Consider the following 17,717-nt stretch of genomic DNA (forward strand, 5'->3'; position numbering starts at 1 on the left):
GGTTATTATTTAATTGGTAGGTTTAATGCGTTTTCTAATGTTGCTTTTTTAGCAATAACATCTAACATAGATTGAATGTAGTTTTGTTGTTGCGTATATAATTGGTTTTGTGCCTGTAGTAAATCGAAACTAGAAGAAATTCCTTCAAAGAATTTAATGCGTTGTTTTTTTTCTATTCTTTCTGCTAAACCAACATTTTTCTTTGCGGTTGCATAATTTTCTATAGTTAGCTGATAATCACTTTTTGCTGTTTCTGCTAATAAACTTAAACGTTGTTTGGTTTCTTGTAATCTTATATCTGCTGTTTCTAAAGCAATTTTTGCTTGTGCAGTTTTAGAACTTCTTTGTAAACTACTAAAAATAGGAATGTTTAAACTAACCCCTAATAAAGAAGAGTTAAACCAATTCTGTTCTTTTCTAAAGAAAGAAAAATCACTTGAATATGCTTGTGCTCCATAGTTTACGTAAGCAGATAAACTTGGTAGCGCTTTGCTTTTTTCTAATTTTACAAGTAATCTTTTAGACTCTCTGTTGTTTTCTGCAATTTTAAAGTCTATATGATCATTTACATTAAATTCATCAGCAATTAAGCCTAAGTTAATGTTTTTCTCAGCTAAAGAGTCTAAAGAGTCTGTTAATACAAGTTTTGTTTCAATAGGGCTTCCTAAAGAAAGGTTTAGCATTTTGTATGCAATGTCTTTCATTCTTTTAACACTATTCAACTGACTTTTTATATTTCCTAAGGTAATTTCTAGTTGCTCTACATCTTCCTCTTCATTAAATCCATTTTCGTAGATTTTTTTAGCATCGTGTAGGTTTTTTTCTAAAATTTCAATATTTCCATTAAAAATTTCAATACTACTTTCTGCCACTAGTACATTTCCATAAGCATTAATAACAGCCTCTCTAGTTAAGAACTCTGTTTTTTCATTTGCTTGTTTAGAAATTTTTAAATAGGTTTTAGATGCTTGTAGGCCTACCAAGTAAGAACCATCAAATAATAACTGTTTTAAGGTTACTGTAGCACTTGTGTTTTGTTTTGGACTGAAAGTTACGGGTTCAAAAGTTCCTGGCGTTCCACCAACTAATTCTGCAGGCAACAAGGAAACTTGTTGTTTTAACCAATTGGTATAATCGATAGCTCCGTTAATTTGAGGTAAACCAGTTGCGGTTGTTTCCCAAACTTTTTCGGTTGCAGCTGTAATGTCATTTTTAGATGCTTTTGTATTGTAGCTACTTTCAATTGCAAAGGTTATGGCTTCATTTAGCGATAAGTGCATTGTTTTTTCTTGCGCATTTGTTATCAAGAAAAAGCAGGTGCTTATACAGGCTAGAATTAATTTTTTCATATGGTTATTATTTCAGTTTTAATTGGTTTTCTACTTGTTGTATTCCTTTTTCGGTGCAAATTCCTCGTAAATGATATTCTAAATAGTAGTTCATTAATGTGTTCATAGAATATTTTGTTAATGGAAATAAATCTTTATCTTTTATACCTATCATTCCGTTAAAGTAAATTCTGGAGATAAACTCTAAATCTATAGATTCTCTATATAACTTATTTTCAATCCCTTTTTTTAAGTTACTTATTACACAGTTTTGCATAACATGAAACTGTTTTTGTCTTAAAGTGGCATATATTTTAGGATAATATTTTTGAAGTTGATATTGTGGTGAAGATTTTTCGTCCTTTAAATTTTCTAATATTAACCTTTTTATAGAAAAAAGTTCGTTAATAGGGTTTAGGTCTAATGCACAAATACCATCAATACCACAACAAATAGTATTAAACATGTGTAAGGCTACAGCGTCTACAAGTTCGGTTTTATTCTTAAAGTACTTATAAATAGTCTTCTTTGAAACTCCTAAAGAACTCGCAATTTCATCCATAGTGACACTCTTAAAGCCTAGGTTTAAGAAGAGTTCGTTTGATTTTTCTAATATTTTTTCTCTCATAATTCGAGCGCAAATGTACGAACGGAAACTTTAGAAACCAATTTAGTTTCCAAAGTTTTAATTATTTTTTAACATTGGAATTATAAAGTAAAATTTCTTTACGTTATTTTTACAAAAAATTACAGATTTGGACATTCTACATTATCAGAAAGATTTTATTAATTATTTAGAATCTAAAAAGTGGGTTAATGAACCTAAAAATTTATATGAACCCATAGATTACATTATTAAATTAGGAGGTAAAAGAATGCGTCCTATTTTAACATTAATGGCAGCAGATATTTTTTCTGAATCATATGAAAAAGCAATGCCAGCTGCTTTAGCTGTTGAGGTTTTTCATAATTTCACTTTGATTCACGATGATATTATGGATGATGCTCCTTTAAGAAGGGGTAAAGAAACAGTGCACGAAAAATGGGATCTTAACACAGGTATTCTTTCGGGGGATGCAATGTTGATTTTAGCATATCAATATTTTGAAAATTATGAGCCTATCGTTTTTCAGAAATTGGCAAAATTATTTAGTAAAACAGCATTAGAAGTTTGTGACGGACAACAATTAGATGTCGATTTTGAAACCAGAAATGATGTAACTATTGATGAATATATCAATATGATTCGTTTAAAAACATCGGTTTTAGTAGCAGCGGCATTAAAAATGGGTGCTATTGTAGCAGAAACGAGTGATGAAAATGCAAACTTAATTTATGAATTTGGTTTAAACTTAGGGATTGCATTTCAATTGCAAGATGACTATTTAGATACTTTTGGGGATCCTAAGACTTTTGGGAAGCAAATCGGAGGTGACATTATAGAAAATAAGAAAACTTACATGTATTTAAAAGCTTTGGAAGTTGCGTCTGAGGATGATAAAAGAAAATTATATTTTTTTTATAACCAAAAAATTGAAGATAATTGGATAAAAATTAATGAGGTAACTCAAATTTTTGAACAAAACAATATCCCTGTTTTAATAAAAGAACAAATTAAAGATTATACAGAAAAAGCGTTTGAGACATTATTTTCAATGAATATATCTAAAGAAAACAAGCAGGGGCTAAGAAATTTTGGACTTTGGCTGATGAATAGATCTGTTTAATTAATTTTTTTAAAAAAAATATATAAATTATTCAAAATAAGTGTTACATTTGCAGCCAAATTATTCGGTCCCATAGCTCAGCTGGTTAGAGCATCTGACTCATAATCAGAGGGTCCTTGGTTCGAGCCCAAGTGGGACCACTTAAAAGCACTCTTATAGAGTGCTTTTTTTTTGTTTAAAACACATTTATTTAATGTTTTACCGGATCAAGTCAAAAAGTTGTGGGATTTAAGAATTACGCAAAAATAGTAGTAAGTCTATATAAGAAAAAATCGGAGATCAAGTCAAAAAGTTGTGGGATTTAAGAATTACGCAAAAATAGTAGTAAGTCTATATAAGAAAAAATCCACATTTCTGACGCCTCTAAACTGTACTCTAAAGGCTTTAAATTTTAGCATTGAATGATTCTGCTGATGCATTCGTACTTCGATTATCAAAATAGTTTAAGATGTTTTTATAATGTATCGACATCGTTCTAGCTATAGTGTTGAAGCTTTTAAAGTGTGCCTGTCTTACTTTTTCATCCCATTTAGCAAGTCTTATAAGTGCTGATGTTTTGTCTGTAGTGTTATTGAATATCCAAGATAGATTTTGACATAACTTGTATGCTTTCTCTATATCAGGATATTTTTCAAACAATATTTCTGCTCTTATAGATTGATTTTTAGTCCATTTACTACTTGATTTATATAATAGATATCTGCTTCTAGCTAATAGTTGTTTGAGTGTATCTCCATTTGGTAATAGTTTTTGGGTGTATTTTAAAGATTTACTTCTGGCGTTTTCAATGGCATCATTCTCAACATCAATCGCTTCCCACCGATGTTTAATTCTTATTTCTTGCAGTGCATCTAATGCTAATTTTTGCACATGAAAACGATCTATTACTAAGGCAGCGTTTGGAAAGGATTTCTTGACTATAAGCCCCATATTTCCTGCCATATCCAAGGTTACTTCCCTGACTTTCTTCCTATGTTTTAAAGGAATTTTATGAAGTATTTTTATGACAACTTCAGCTTTAGTTCCTTTGATCATGGCTACTATTGCTCCTTTCTTTCCTTTAGCTAATTTATTTGTTATTATGGTATATAAATCACCGTTAGAAAAGGCAGTTTCATCAAGTGATAAGTGAGTCCTAAATTCTTTGCAAACAATAACCAGTCTGTTGCGTGCTTCTGTTGATCCCAAGCTTTAAAATCACTTAAATAATCCTTATACTGTCTTTGTAAACTTCTGGGATTTACCCGTAGAAATTAGCTACAGTACTAGTGCTAGTGGCGTTATTACTGACTGATATCTTTTAAAAAAGCAGCAAATTCACTAGTTATTCTAGTGCCTTTTGCTACTAATTGCCAATCTCTAGTAACCACTTTTTTAGAATTTTCCTCAACCCAACGTCGTCTAATAACGTGTAGAAAAACGTTTTTACCTCGAATTGGGAAATCTTGAACAGTAGCTTCAGGAAAGAAACCTTTAGAATTTAATTTAAGTGCTTTGAATTCTTCAGGAATCGTATTTAATTCTGTGAAATGGAAATGAAGTTCTCCATTTTTAACTTCGTGCTTAGTTAGTTTAAAATAGTCAACAAGAATTTCTGGTAATAATAGTTTTGTTAGTTCAATTGAAGTATCCAAAATAGAGGTTTATTAGACTGTAAAGTTCATGCTTTTTAATTTACTCCACAACTTTTTGTGTTGATCCGTTTTACCTTTCTTTTTACATTTTCGATACCTTATAGATTCGTATGTTTTTGATCCTAGATTGATGCCTCAATTTATTCGGTATCAATTTACGAAGTAGTATTTTTAATATGCTTATTCAAAACTAACCATAAGTCACTCTTATTTTCTGTTTTTCTTCCCGTTTACTCTGTTTGTTTGTTAATTGTTTAGTTATCATTAGTCTAGATCTAATAATATGAGCCAGATATCATATTCCAAATTGGAAATAACTGAATGATAAGATGTATGGGGTGAAATTGTAATTTAATAATTAAAATAAGCTAACCCTAGTGCTTACCACTAGAACTCATTCTTTTTTTTTGATTATTAGTATGATTATGAAAAAAAAATAAAATTATTTTTAAAACAGGAGAAAAAAAATGTAATTAATAAAGAAAAGTCTATATATTTGCCGAATAAATTTTTAGATACTATTTTGATATCCAAAATAGTTAATTATTTTAAGTAGTTATAAAAGAGGTTTTTGTAGTCGTTTGGGTTATACCAAATCAGATCACTTTAGTTTTTTTTATTTCTTTTATTGTTAAAAGTTTTTTTTATATTTGTTATATGAAAGAAAAAAGTAATAATAAAATTTTAATCTGGGGGGGTATAAAATGAAAAACAAAAGATATTTTGCATTAATTATAATGCTAGCAATTACAAGTATAGGTATAGCACAAGGTCCACCGGGTTTAGGTCCACCTTCGCCACCGGGATTACCAATAGATGGTGGTCTACTTTTTTTAGTTATTTCGGGTGTTTTATACGGTGTAAAAAAGAAATTTAAGAATTAGTTAGTCTACTAACATATTTTCCAATAACATCAAATTCTAAGTTAACACAATCATTTTGTTTAAGAGACATAAAGGTTGTGTTTTCTTTTGTATATGGTATTATAGCTACACTAAATTCATTTTGTTTAGAATTAACTACCGTTAAGCTTACGCCGTTAACAGTTATAGAACCTTTTTCTATAGTTATATTTTTATTGGAAGAGTCGTAATTAAAAGTAAAAATGGTACTTCCATTGTCATTTTTAATATTTATACAAGTTGCTGTTTGGTCTACATGGCCTTGCACAATATGACCATCTAATCGGTCACCTAATTTCATTCCACGTTCTAAGTTAACAGAATCTGTTTCCACTAAATTGCCAATATTTGTTTTATTTAAGGTTTCTTTAATAGCTGTAACGGTATATTCATCATTATGTATTGCTACAACAGTTAGGCAAACTCCATTGTGAGCAACGCTTTGATCTATCTTTAATTCATTTGTAAAATTACTTCTTACAGTTAAATGAATATTATCTTGTTCTTTAGTGATGTTTGTTATTGTGCCAAGTGTTTCTATAATTCCGGTAAACATATTTGTAAAATTTAGTTACTTTTGTAGTATTCAAAAATAGGAATAATAGAAGAGTTACTATGAATAAATCTGATAAAATTATAGTTGGTATTTCAGTAGGAGATTTAAATGGAATAGGTTTAGAGGTAATTCTAAAAACTTTTCAAGACAAAAGAATGCTAGATTTTTGTACACCAGTCCTTTTTGGTAGTACAAAAGTAGTTTCTTATCATAAAAAAGCTCTAATGTCTGAAACTCCCGTTCATGGTATTACTTCTTTAAATCAAGTTAATCATAATAAGATTAATGTATTAAATATTTGGAAAGAAGATGTTTCTGTTGAGTTAGGGAAAGCTACTAAAGAATCTGGTGAGTATGCTGCCAAATCATTAGAAGCAGCTGTTGCTTGTTTAAAAGATAAAACGATTGATGTTTTATTAACAGCACCTATTAATAAGGAAACCATACAGTCGGAAACTTTTAATTTTCCTGGACACACAGAATATTTAGAAGATAAACTTGATGGAAAAAGTTTAATGATTTTAATGACTGATGCTTTAAGGATTGGTTTAATAACAGGTCATATTCCCATTTCTAAAGTAGCAGAGTCTATTACTCCAGCTTTAATTAAAGAAAAAGTAGCTACGATGTATACTTCTTTAGTGCAAGATTTCGGAATTAATAAGCCTAAGATAGCAGTATTATCGTTAAATCCTCATTGTGGAGATAAAGGCGTTATTGGGGTAGAAGATGATGAAATTATAAAGCCTACAGTTGATGAAATTAAGGCGACTGGTAAGTTGGTTTTTGGGCCTTATGCAGCAGATGGATTTTTTGGTTCTGAAACTTATAAGCAGTTTGATGGTGTTTTGGCAACCTATCATGATCAAGGATTAGCTCCTTTTAAAGCATTGTCTTTTGGTAATGGCGTTAATTTTACAGCAGGCTTAAGTGAGGTTAGAACTTCTCCGGATCATGGTACAGGCTTTGATATAGCTGGAAAAAACATTGCAAACCCTTCTTCTTTTAAGGAAGCTTTGTTTACTGGAATTCAAATTTATAAGACAAGAAAAGAATATAAAGAGCTTTCAGAAAAACCTCTTTTAGTAAAGTAAAAAACTTTTGACAGAAAAGATTGTAAAATAATAAATTTTTATATCTTTGCACGCTTAATTGATATTTGGAAATGAAAGACTTAAAGGAGTTCGACATACAGTTTGTAGGATTAAAAGAAGGAATTCATTTATTTGAATATGAAATTAATAATACGTTCTTTAATGTTTTTAATTTTGATGAATTTGAAAGTTCATCAATTAAAATATCGTTAAATTTTATAAAGAAGAGTACATTATTAGAGTTAAGTTTTACTGCCAATGGGTATGTAGAGGTACCTTGTGATGTTTCTAACGAACTTTATAAGCAAGATGTTCAAGCAGTTTTACCATTAGTTGTAAACTTTGGACCAGAATTTAATGATGAAAACGAGGAAATTTTAATATTACCTCATGAAGCGTATGAGTTTAGTGTAGCTCAATATATTTATGAACTAATAATATTGTCGGTTCCTAATAAAAGAGTTCATCCAAAAGTTTTAGACGGAACTATGGATTCTGAAGCATTAAATAAGTTAAGAGAGTTAGAAATAAAAGAAGTAAAGACTGTTGAAGAGACAGACCCAAGGTGGGATAAATTAAAGAATTTAATAACAGAAAAAAAGACATAAAATGGCACATCCTAAGAGAAAAATATCCAAAACTAGAAGAGACAAAAGGAGAACTCATTATAAGGCATCTTATCAGCAAATTGCTACAGATCCTACAACAGGAGAATCTCACTTATACCACAGAGCTCACTGGCACGAAGGTAAATTATACTATAGAGGACAGATCGTCTTAGAATCGGCGTCTGCAGTAGAAGCATAAAAGAATCAAAAGTTTTCTAAAAACCCTCATTAATTGAGGGTTTTTTTGCGTTTTTTAAGTAGAAATTGTCTCTTTTGATGATTATTACTTAAAAAAGTGAAATAAATTTCACTACTTTTGATCTTCCTAACCACATGGAAAACAACTAAAAATATGACAAAAATCACTGCAGCAATTACAGCAGTAGGGAAATATGTTCCTGAATATGTTCTGACTAATAAAGAGTTAGAAACCATGGTAGAAACCAATGATGAATGGATTACAAGTAGAACAGGCATCAAAGAAAGAAGGGTTTTAAAAGGAGAAGGTTTAGGTACTTCATATATGGCAATAAAAGCCGCTGAAGAATTATTACAAAAATCTAACGTTAACCCAGCAGAAATAGATTTAATAATTGTAGGGACTGCTACTCCAGATTTACCAATTGCATCTACAGCAGCATATGTTGCATCAGAAATTGGAGCTACAAATGCTTTTGGTTATGATTTGCAAGCGGCATGTTCTAGCTTTTTATTTGGTATGTCTACGGCAGCTGCTTATATAGAGTCTGGTAGGTATAAAAAAGTATTATTAATTGGAGCAGATAAAATGTCTTCAATTATAGATTATAGCGATAGAGCTACTTGTATTATTTTTGGAGATGGAGCAGGAGCTGCTTTATTTGAACCAAATTACGAAGGCTTAGGTTTGCAAGATGAGTATTTAAGAAGTGATGGAGTAGGGAGAGACTTTTTAAGAATTGAAGCAGGTGGGTCTTTAATGCCAACAACCAAAGAAACGGTAGCAGAAAATAAACATTTTGTATATCAAGAAGGGAAAACTGTTTTTAAATATGCCGTTTCAAGTATGGCAGACGTTGCAGAAAAAATGTTAACTAGAAATAATCTTACAGAAAAAGATGTTCAATGGTTAGCAGCGCATCAAGCTAATAAAAGAATTATTGAAGCAACAGCTAAAAGAGTTGGAGTGCCATCAGAAAAAGTGATGATGAATATTCAAAAATACGGAAACACTACTTCTGCAACCTTGCCACTTTTATTGGCAGATTATGAAAGTCAATTAAAAAAAGGAGATAACTTAATTTTTGCGGCATTTGGTGGCGGTTTCACATGGGGAGCAGCTTACGTAAAATGGGCATATAATTCATAAATACAACAATTAAACAATTATGAGTATGGATATTAAAGAAATTCAAAATCTTATAAAATTTGTAGCTAAATCTGGCGCTAGCGAGGTAAAGTTAGAGATGGAAGATGTAAAAATTACAATTAGAACTGGTTCTGGTAAAACAGAAACAACAATTGTACAAGCAGCTCCAATGGCTGGGATACCTCAAGTTGCAGCACCTGTTGCGGCTCAACCTGTGGCAACTGCAGATGCAGTAGCTCCACAAGCAGAAAATGAAAATTCTAAATATATTACTGTAAAGTCTCCTATTATTGGTACTTTTTATAGAAAACCGTCTCCTGATAAACCTAATTTTGTAGAAGTAGGAACTGAAATTTCTGAAGGTGATACGGTTTGTGTTATTGAAGCAATGAAGTTGTTTAATGAGATAGAATCTGAGATCTCAGGTAAAGTCGTTAAAATATTAGTTGATGATTCTTCTCCTGTAGAATTTGATCAACCCTTATTTTTAGTAGATCCGTCATAGTATAAATCATAATTTTTAAATTACAGATTCTATAAGAATATCTTAGAATTTGTTTTTTGAATATTGAAAATTTAAGACTTTATGTTTAAAAAAATATTAATTGCCAATAGAGGTGAAATAGCACTTCGTGTTATTAGAACCTGTAAAGAAATGGGCATTAAAACTGTTGCAGTATATTCTACTGCAGATGCAGAAAGTTTGCACGTTAGATTTGCAGATGAAGCAGTTTGTATTGGACCTCCTTCAAGTTCAGAATCATATTTAAAAATGTCTAACATTATTTCGGCTGCAGAAATAACGAATGCAGACGCAATTCATCCTGGTTACGGGTTTTTATCTGAAAATGCTAAGTTTTCAAGATTATGTGAAGAGCACAATATTAAATTTATTGGAGCTACAGGTGACATGATTGATCAAATGGGAGACAAAGCGAATGCTAAATCTACTATGATTGCTGCAGGTGTACCTTGTGTGCCTGGTAGTGAAGGTGTTATTGTTGATTTTGAAGATTGTGAAAAAGTTGCAATTGAAACAGGATACCCAGTAATGTTAAAAGCTTCTGCAGGTGGTGGAGGTAAAGGTATGCGTGCTGTTTGGAAACCAGAAGATTTAAGAGATGCTTGGGATTCTGCAAGACATGAATCTAAAGCTGCCTTTGGTAATGATGATATGTATATGGAAAAGCTTATTGAAGAGCCAAGACATATAGAAATTCAGATTGTTGGAGATTCTTACGGTAAAGCATGTCATTTATCTGAAAGAGACTGTTCTGTACAACGTCGTCATCAAAAGTTAACGGAGGAAACTCCTTCTCCTTTTATGACTGATGCTTTAAGAAAAAAGATGGGAACTGCAGCTGTAAAAGCAGCAGAATTTATAAAGTACGAAGGTGCCGGAACTGTTGAATTCTTAGTAGACAAGCATAGAAATTTCTTCTTTATGGAGATGAATACTCGTATACAAGTAGAACACCCTATTACTGAAGAAGTAGTAAATTACGATTTAATTAGAGAACAGATTTTAGTGGCTGCAGGTGTGCCAATTTCAGGGAAAAATTATTTTCCGCAAATGCACTCTATAGAATGTAGAATTAATGCGGAAGATCCTTATAGTAATTTTAGACCTGCACCAGGAAAGATATTAACTTTTCATGCACCAGGAGGTCACGGAGTAAGAATAGATACGCATGTATATGCAGGTTATATGATTCCGCCAAATTACGATTCTATGATCGCTAAATTAATTACTACGGCTCAAACTAGAGAAGAAGCAATTAATAAAATGAAACGAGCATTAGATGAGTTTGTGATAGAAGGAGTAAAAACAACAATTCCTTTTCATAGACAATTAATGGATCATCCAGATTATGTTGCAGGAAACTATACAACTAAGTTTATGGAAGATTTTGTAATGAAATAGAACATTAAGTTTTAGTTTAAATTTTATATAAAAATAGAGAACACAATTTGTGTTCTCTATTTTTTTTATCTTTATAGTTAAAGAAGAAATGATGAAAATTGACGGAATTGATAAAAAAATTATTAGAAGTTTAATAAAAGATGCAAGAACCCCTATCTTAAGTATTGCAAGAGATGTGGGGATCTCTGGAGCTGCAATTCATCAAAGGTTAAGGAAATTAGAGAAGTCTGAATTAATTGATGGCTATCAAATGATGATAAACCCCAAAACATTGGGATATAATACCATCGCTTTTGTTGGTCTCTTTTTAGAAAATACCGCTGTTTTATCCTCTATAATAAAAAGGCTTAAAGAGGTTGCGGAGGTTGTAGAATGTCATTATACAACAGGTAGTTTTACAATTTTTATTAAAGTATTATGTAAGGATAATGAAGATTTAATGAGGGTTTTAGATACTAAGATAAAAGAAATTAAAGGAGTTGTTAGGTTTGATACGTTTACATCTCTAAATAAACAAATTGATAGGCAAGTACAGATCTAGAAAGTAAATTAAACATTAAAATTTTACCATTTAACGAGTTTTTGAAACGGATAAACTAACAAATTTCTTTTTAGTATTTTTTTACACCACTTTTGTGTCAATAAAAAAAAATATATGAAATCCCTCTCCATCTTACTTATTGACGATGATGAATTAGAAAGAATGAAATTTAAAAAAGTATGTAAAGATATTCGTTTTCCGTGCGCTATTACAGAAGCGGTTAATGGAGAGCAGGCTTTAAATATTTTAAATATTTCTAAAAATGTATTTGATATTATCATTTTAGATCTACATATGCCTAAAATGTGTGGACTTAAACTTTTAGAGATTCTAAAATCTACCATAACTTTTAAATATACACCTATAATTATTATGTCTAATTCAGAAGATGATTCTGAATTAAAAAGATGTTATGAGTTAGGAGTTTCGGGCTACTTTACAAAACCAGTAGATTATACTAAATATTTTAAAAAAGTAAAATCATTATTAAACTATTGGAAACGTAACGAACTTATTGATTAATAATTCTATTAAAAAAAACAACATTAATATATGGAAACCCCTAATTTAAATTACATAAAAGAGCTTTCTGTGGGCGATATAGAATTTGAGGAAAGCATGCTTAAGGTCTTGAAAAAAGAATTCCCTGAAGAATATTTACTTTTTAATAAAAATTTTGAACAAAGAAATTATTTAGAAGTGGCAAACAATGTTCATAAAATAAAGCATAAAATTAGTATTTTAGGTCTAAAAGAAGGCTTAGAATTGGCTTCTAGATTTGAAAAAGATTTAAAAGTAGGAGATATAAAACTATATGGGGATTTTATAAAGCTTTTAAACAAAATTCATGTATATTTATTGGTCTAATAATTTTTAGAAATAGTATGATTTGTATAGTGATAGATGATGATTCCACGGCGAGATTAATTGTTAAGCAGTTATGTAGTAAATCTAAAGAAGTTTCTGTTATTGAGGAGTTTAGTTCTGCTATAGAAGCAATGAAGTATCTTAACTCTAATGATGTTGATTTAATTTTTTTAGATATACATATGCCTACCTTTTCTGGTTTTGATTTTATGGAAACCTTAAAATCTCCACCAAAAATAGTTTTAACTACTTCCGACAAGGATTTTGCTTTACAAGCATTTGAATATGAATGTGTGGTTGATTATCTTGTAAAGCCAATTGCAAAAGAAAGGTTTGACAAGTCTTTACTTAAATTAGCTGGTTTAAAACAAGCTAAAAACACTATTGAAATTGCAAATACATTAAATGATAACTCAGATTTTATATACGTAAGTGTAGATAGAAGATTAGTTAAAATTAATATTGCAGATATTTATTTTGTAGAAGCAAAAGGAGATTATATTAGTATAAAAACTGCAAGTAAAAATTACATAGTACACTCTACGCTAAAGAAAATTGAAGATAAATTACCTTCTTCGTTATTTCTTAGAATACATAGATCTTTTATTATTAATGTTTCTGAAATTGTAGATATTGAAGATAACAGTGTTCTTATTCAAAAAAGTGTTATTCCTATTAGTAGATCTAATAAAAGCGAATTAATGAGAAGATTAAATTTACTTTAGTTCTAATTTTTTTTAAAAGAATCCTTTTTTATTGATCAATTAATAACTAAAAAAAAAAGTTAGTTTTACTCCAACTTATATTTTAGTTTTATTTGTTTATAATTCTAAACTTTGTTTAATTTTAAGAAGTCATCATAAGTAAATGTATTTATGATGATTTTTAAGTTTTAAAATTTGGGTATTTTGTTTTATATAAAAATAAAAAACCCTATAAACATTGTGTTTAAAGGGTTTTTAAGTGGTACCTCCAGGAATCGAACCAGGGACACAAGGATTTTCAGTCCTTTGCTCTACCAACTGAGCTAAGGTACCGTGCCTTAGCGGCTGCAAATATACAACCTTTTTTAACTTCTCCAAACAAAAAACAAAAAAAAATGCATTTTTTTTTAAAATTTTTCTAAATTTGAATAATGAATATAGCAATTGATATAGGTAATACAAGAGTTAAATCTGCTGTTTTTGAGGGGGATAAGTTTGTGGAATTACATATTTTTGAGAAAGAAAAAATTATTTCAGAAATTAAAAAAATTTTAGAAAAAAATATAATTACTACTGGAATTATATCTAATGTGGCGTCTGTATCTGATAAAATAATGGCACAGTTAAAGAAAATGGTAAATCTTCAAGTGGTTTCAGCTTCTTCTAAAGTTCCTTTTATCAATTTATATAAAACTCCAAAAACATTAGGGGTAGATAGAATAGCCTTAGTGTCTGGTGCTGTAAAACATTTTCCAAATAAAAATGTTTTAGTTATTGATGCTGGAACTTGTATCACTTTTGATTTTGTTAGTGAAAATGCAGAGTATTTAGGAGGAGCAATATCTCCAGGAATAAAAATGAGGTTTAATTCCTTAAATCACTTTACTGCAAATTTACCCTTATTAGAAAAAGAAGATGTAACTTGTTTTGTTGGGGGCAATACAAAAGAAAGTATGAATTCTGGTGTTGTAAATGGTGTAATTCAAGAAATAGATGGCACTATTAATCAATATAAAGAGAAATATATCGATTTAACAGTGGTTTTAACAGGTGGAGACACAAATTTCTTGTCAAAGAAATTAAAAAGTAGCATATTTGCCAATCAAAATTTTCTTCTTCAAGGATTAAATGAAATATTGATATTTAATATAGACAAATGATTAGAAACATCTTATTAGTTTTTCTACTTATAACTTCTTTAGCTTTAACAGCTCAAAGAACAAATTCATCACCTTACTCTTTTTTTGGCATTGGAGACGAATTTAAACCGGTTACTGTAGAGCAAAGTGCAATGGGAGGTATTGGAGTTGCATATAGCCACTATAAATACTTAAACTTTACAAACCCTGCTGCCTATGCTAATTTAAGGTACACAACGTATTCGTTTGGTATGTTAAATAATAGGTTAGCAATAGAAAATGATGGTGAGAAACAGGTTTCCAACTCAACGAGTCTAAGTTATTTTACATTAGCATTTCCTATAGGTTCTAAAGCAGGTATGTCTCTTGGTATTCAACCTGTTTCTTCTGTAGGTTACTCGCTATCTGACTTGAATGAAGATATTTCAGAAGTAACTCTTTTTTCTGGTGATGGTGGTGTAAGTAGAGTATATGGAAGCTTTGGAATAAAAGTATATAAAGAATTATCTTTGGGTATTGAGGCAGATTATAAGTTTGGTACTATAGATAATAGTATAACTTCTCAGAGGTCAGATGTCTTATTAGCTACAAAATATAAAGAAACTACAATGGTTAGAGGAGGTTCTATAACACTTGGAGCTCAATATAAAAAAGAACTTAAAAATAAACTTATTGTAAGTGGTGGAGCTACTTTAAAATTGGGGAATAATTTAGATGTATCGGGAGACGATTATCTTTATTCTCTTAGTTTTACAAATACTGGTGGAGAGTTTGGGAGAGATACAATTTCTCAATCTGAAATTACAGGAAAGTATAAATTGCCTTTAAAAACAATTTTAGGAGCAGGGTTAGGTAAAGATGATAAATGGTATGTAGGTCTAGAATATGAAAGTCAAGATGCAATAGAAACTTCTGGTTTTTTAAATACAACTAATAACGCATATAAATATGGTAAATCAAATAGAGTTTCTTTAGGTGGGTTTTATTTGCCTAAAATAAATTCAATATCTAGTTATTGGCAAAGAGTTACTTATAGAGCTGGTGTTCGTTTAGAGAAAACAGGATTGTTAGTAGACGGATCTGGATCTAGTACTTCTAATAATTTTAATGCAATAGACGACTTTGGCATATCTTTTGGTTTAGGTTTACCAATGAAACAATTATCCTCTGTAAATATGGGGTTTGAATTTGGTAAAAGAGGAACAAACTCTAATAATTTAATTAAAGAAAATTATTTTAACTTTAGATTAAGTTTATCTTTGACAGATACAAATTGGTTTCAAAAAAGAAAGATAGATTAATACAAAAAACTAACAAAAATGAAGAAAATTACGTTTTTACTAGCTGCAATGTTATTATTAGCCTCAGCAAAAACAAATGCTCAAGATGATGCAAAAAGAGAGTGTACTATTAAATATAATCTTTTTAAAGGAGATTTTCAATCCAAAAAATATGAAGAAGCATATACAAATTGGATTTATTTAATGGACAATTGTAAAGATTTATCTGTAAACATTTATAAATTAGGTTCTAAACTAGCAGAAGATGTTAGAAAAGACCCTGTTTTAGCAAAAAGAGTTTATGAGCAAAGGTTGCAATATTATCCAAAGCAAAACCCAGCAAAATTACATAGTGATTATGCTACTTATTTGTTAGATAATAAATTAGCTTCTGATGATGAAGTTTTTTCAATTTTAGAAAAAGGATATAATATAGATCCAACTAAAATGGGAGTAAAAAACTTATACATTTACTTTCAGGGAGTTACAGATAGAAATAAAGATACTAACCCACAAAAAGTTTTTGATACGTATGATGATGTTTTAGAATCTGTAAGTTCTAAATTAGAAGGGTATGCAGCTAAACTTAAAGAACTTTCTAAAGATTCTGTAGCTAATAAAAAATTGATACATGCATATTCTACCAACTCTAGAGCATTAGGTACTGTAGAGGGAGGTTTAGATAATATTATTTCTGAAATAGCAACTTGTGAAAGATTAATACCTATTTACAAAAGAGATTTTGAAGCAAATAAATCTAATGCTGTTTGGTTAAAAAGATCAGTTTCTAGAATGTTTAATAAAGATTGTCAAGAAGATCCTTTATATCAAAAATTAGTGAGAGCTTATGCAGAAGCTTCTCCTTCACCAGAAGCATATTCTTTCTTAGCAAGTGTTTTAGAAGATAATGGAGATACTGCAGGAGCAAATGAAATGAGACAAAAATCTTTTGACTTAGAAACAGATCCTTTAAAGAAAGCAAAATATAAATTAAAGTTTGCACATGCAGCTAAGGTAAGAGGTCAATTAAGTAAAGCTAGAGGTTTAGCAAGAGAAGCATTAAGCTATAACCCTAACTTAGGTAAAGCATATTTATTTATTGGAAGCTTATATGCATCAAGTGTAAATAATTGTGGTGAAAACGAGTTCGAAAAAAGAATGGTATATGTTGCGGCATTAAACCAAGCACAAAGAGCTGCGTCTGTAGATCCTAGTATTTCGTCTACTGCAAGTTCATACATTAGAAGTTATAGAGGAAACGTACCAAGTAAAAAAGTTATTTTTACTGCAGGTGTAAATCCTGGTAGCAGTTATACTATTAAATGTTGGATAGGAGAAACTGTAAAAGTTCCTAATTAATACTTTGTGAGTAACTATAAAAAAATATTATATAAAAGCATTGCTGTACTTATTGTTACAGTAATGCTTTTTTCTTGCTCTAACAATACAAAGGAAGTTAGAGATTTTTTGGCTTCAAAAAACTTGCCGATTGCTGTTGCTAAAGATGCATTTCATGTGTACAAAGATTCTGGTAGAATTACATCAAAATTAATTACACCTTTAATGTATGATTTTAGTAATAGAAAACAACAACCTTATAGTGAGTTTCCGGAGGGAATTAAAATTATAAATTTTGATGGAAAAGACTCTGTAACTATTACAGGTAATTATGCATTATCTTATTCTAATACCCTAATTTCTGAAATTAAAGGAAATGTAGTTGTGGTTAATCCTAAGGAAAATTCTAAGTTAGAAACAGAGCAATTATTTTGGGATCAAAATACAAATTATTTTTTCTCAGAAAAACCATTTACTTTAACTACTTTAAAAGATACTATTTATGGTGTTGGTTTTGAGTGTAAAGAAGATTTAAGTAAGCATTTGGCAAAGAAAACAACAGGAAAGTTAATAACTTCAGAAGAATAATAAAATGAATACAGTTTGGAAATTTTTTCAGTATGGCTATTTGGTAGTCGCTCTAATATGTTTAGTAGAAGGTATTGTAATATGGAGTGAAGAGAGAGAAAAAGCCTATATGTTTCTTGGTGCTTCTATTTTTATTACC

General features: G+C 30.0%; 21 protein-coding genes and 2 tRNA genes. 17 read left to right on the plus strand and 6 right to left on the minus strand.

Going from position 1 to position 17,717, the window contains the following annotated elements:
• Window positions 1-5 precede the first annotated feature (5 nt).
• Both GQR92_RS15505 and GQR92_RS15510 read right to left on the minus strand, forming a co-directional pair.
• Window positions 6-1,349, minus strand: coding sequence for a TolC family protein (locus GQR92_RS15505; RefSeq protein WP_158841102.1), 1,344 nt, complete (start codon window positions 1,347-1,349; stop codon window positions 6-8).
• Window positions 1,350-1,356: 7 nt separating this feature from the next.
• Entirely contained in the window at window positions 1,357-1,956 is a 600-nt protein-coding gene (locus GQR92_RS15510) for a TetR/AcrR family transcriptional regulator (RefSeq protein ID WP_158841104.1), read from the minus strand.
• Window positions 1,957-2,083: 127 nt separating this feature from the next.
• Between GQR92_RS15510 and GQR92_RS15515 the strand changes: the two genes are divergently transcribed.
• On the plus strand, window positions 2,084-3,055 hold the full coding sequence (locus GQR92_RS15515; RefSeq protein WP_158841106.1) for a polyprenyl synthetase family protein: 972 nt from the start codon (window positions 2,084-2,086) through the stop codon (window positions 3,053-3,055).
• A gap of 66 nt (window positions 3,056-3,121) precedes the next feature.
• Window positions 3,122-3,195 (plus strand) — tRNA-Ile (locus GQR92_RS15520).
• Between the two features lie 244 nt (window positions 3,196-3,439).
• Here the strand turns inward: GQR92_RS15520 and GQR92_RS15525 are convergent.
• The gene (locus tag GQR92_RS15525) at window positions 3,440-4,243 is read right to left on the minus strand and encodes an ISAon1 family transposase (RefSeq protein ID WP_233269889.1); all 804 of its coding nucleotides are present in this window, start codon (window positions 4,241-4,243) and stop codon (window positions 3,440-3,442) included.
• A 95-nt stretch (window positions 4,244-4,338) separates the two neighbouring features.
• Window positions 4,339-4,689, minus strand: a complete 351-nt coding sequence (locus GQR92_RS15530; RefSeq protein WP_158841108.1) for an ISAon1 family transposase N-terminal region protein — start codon at window positions 4,687-4,689, stop codon at window positions 4,339-4,341.
• 704 nt (window positions 4,690-5,393) lie between these two features.
• On the opposite strand from GQR92_RS15530, the gene GQR92_RS15535 reads away from it, so the two are divergent.
• Window positions 5,394-5,573 carry a PID-CTERM protein-sorting domain-containing protein gene (locus GQR92_RS15535; RefSeq protein ID WP_158841110.1) on the plus strand — a complete coding sequence of 60 codons (180 nt, stop codon included), beginning with the start codon at window positions 5,394-5,396 and terminating at the stop codon, window positions 5,571-5,573.
• Here GQR92_RS15535 and GQR92_RS15540 read toward each other — a convergent pair.
• Window positions 5,563-6,147, minus strand: a complete 585-nt coding sequence (locus GQR92_RS15540; RefSeq protein WP_158841112.1) for a riboflavin synthase — start codon at window positions 6,145-6,147, stop codon at window positions 5,563-5,565. The two genes, GQR92_RS15535 and GQR92_RS15540, sit on opposite strands and share 11 nt — an antisense overlap.
• A 59-nt stretch (window positions 6,148-6,206) precedes the next feature.
• Here GQR92_RS15540 and pdxA point away from each other — a divergent pair, with 59 nt between their 5' ends.
• The 10 genes from pdxA (at window position 6,207) to GQR92_RS15590 (ending at window position 13,254) form a co-directional block, all read left to right on the plus strand.
• Complete coding sequence (pdxA, locus tag GQR92_RS15545; protein WP_158841114.1) at window positions 6,207-7,241, plus strand: 4-hydroxythreonine-4-phosphate dehydrogenase PdxA; 1,035 nt, start codon at window positions 6,207-6,209, stop codon at window positions 7,239-7,241.
• 71 nt (window positions 7,242-7,312) lie between these two features.
• Window positions 7,313-7,849 (plus strand): YceD family protein, encoded by a 537-nt coding sequence (locus tag GQR92_RS15550; protein ID WP_158841116.1) that lies wholly within the window; start codon window positions 7,313-7,315, stop codon window positions 7,847-7,849.
• Between the two features lies 1 nt (window position 7,850).
• On the plus strand, window positions 7,851-8,048 hold the full coding sequence (gene rpmF, locus GQR92_RS15555) for a 50S ribosomal protein L32 (protein ID WP_158841118.1): 198 nt from the start codon (window positions 7,851-7,853) through the stop codon (window positions 8,046-8,048).
• A 153-nt stretch (window positions 8,049-8,201) separates the two neighbouring features.
• Window positions 8,202-9,197, plus strand: a complete 996-nt coding sequence (locus tag GQR92_RS15560; RefSeq protein WP_158841120.1) for a beta-ketoacyl-ACP synthase III — start codon at window positions 8,202-8,204, stop codon at window positions 9,195-9,197.
• A 25-nt stretch (window positions 9,198-9,222) separates the two neighbouring features.
• Window positions 9,223-9,702, plus strand: a complete 480-nt coding sequence (gene accB / locus GQR92_RS15565) for an acetyl-CoA carboxylase biotin carboxyl carrier protein (RefSeq protein WP_158841122.1) — start codon at window positions 9,223-9,225, stop codon at window positions 9,700-9,702.
• Window positions 9,703-9,783: 81 nt separating this feature from the next.
• Entirely contained in the window at window positions 9,784-11,121 is a 1,338-nt protein-coding gene (gene accC / locus GQR92_RS15570; protein ID WP_158841125.1) for an acetyl-CoA carboxylase biotin carboxylase subunit, read from the plus strand.
• A gap of 91 nt (window positions 11,122-11,212) precedes the next feature.
• Window positions 11,213-11,662 carry an Lrp/AsnC family transcriptional regulator gene (locus tag GQR92_RS15575; protein ID WP_158842203.1) on the plus strand — a complete coding sequence of 150 codons (450 nt, stop codon included), beginning with the start codon at window positions 11,213-11,215 and terminating at the stop codon, window positions 11,660-11,662.
• 114 nt (window positions 11,663-11,776) lie between these two features.
• Window positions 11,777-12,184, plus strand: coding sequence for a response regulator (locus GQR92_RS15580; RefSeq protein WP_158841127.1), 408 nt, complete (start codon window positions 11,777-11,779; stop codon window positions 12,182-12,184).
• Between the two features lie 30 nt (window positions 12,185-12,214).
• A complete protein-coding gene (locus GQR92_RS15585; RefSeq protein WP_158841129.1) occupies window positions 12,215-12,529 on the plus strand; it encodes an Hpt domain-containing protein in 315 nt (104 codons plus the stop codon).
• Between the two features lie 17 nt (window positions 12,530-12,546).
• Complete coding sequence (locus tag GQR92_RS15590) at window positions 12,547-13,254, plus strand: LytR/AlgR family response regulator transcription factor (RefSeq protein ID WP_158841131.1); 708 nt, start codon at window positions 12,547-12,549, stop codon at window positions 13,252-13,254.
• A 239-nt stretch (window positions 13,255-13,493) separates the two neighbouring features.
• Here the strand turns inward: GQR92_RS15590 and GQR92_RS15595 are convergent.
• Window positions 13,494-13,566 (minus strand) — tRNA-Phe (locus GQR92_RS15595).
• 98 nt (window positions 13,567-13,664) lie between these two features.
• On the opposite strand from GQR92_RS15595, the gene GQR92_RS15600 reads away from it, so the two are divergent.
• Genes GQR92_RS15600 through lptC form a run of 4 tightly spaced genes read left to right on the plus strand, consistent with a single transcriptional unit; the run spans window position 13,665 to window position 17,578 of the window.
• Entirely contained in the window at window positions 13,665-14,393 is a 729-nt protein-coding gene (locus GQR92_RS15600; protein ID WP_158841133.1) for a type III pantothenate kinase, read from the plus strand.
• Window positions 14,390-15,673: a hypothetical protein gene (locus GQR92_RS15605; protein WP_158841135.1), complete on the plus strand. Its 1,284-nt coding sequence runs from the start codon at window positions 14,390-14,392 to the stop codon at window positions 15,671-15,673. Before GQR92_RS15600 ends, GQR92_RS15605 begins: the two co-directional genes overlap by 4 nt.
• An 18-nt stretch (window positions 15,674-15,691) precedes the next feature.
• A complete protein-coding gene (locus tag GQR92_RS15610; RefSeq protein WP_158841137.1) occupies window positions 15,692-17,011 on the plus strand; it encodes a tetratricopeptide repeat protein in 1,320 nt (439 codons plus the stop codon).
• Between the two features lie 6 nt (window positions 17,012-17,017).
• Window positions 17,018-17,578, plus strand: a complete 561-nt coding sequence (gene lptC / locus GQR92_RS15615) for an LPS export ABC transporter periplasmic protein LptC (protein ID WP_158841139.1) — start codon at window positions 17,018-17,020, stop codon at window positions 17,576-17,578.
• The last annotated feature ends 139 nt before the right edge of the window (window positions 17,579-17,717 follow it).

Source organism: Polaribacter sp. L3A8 (assembly GCF_009796785.1).
In the GTDB taxonomy this organism is placed as follows: Bacteria; Bacteroidota; Bacteroidia; order Flavobacteriales; family Flavobacteriaceae; genus Polaribacter.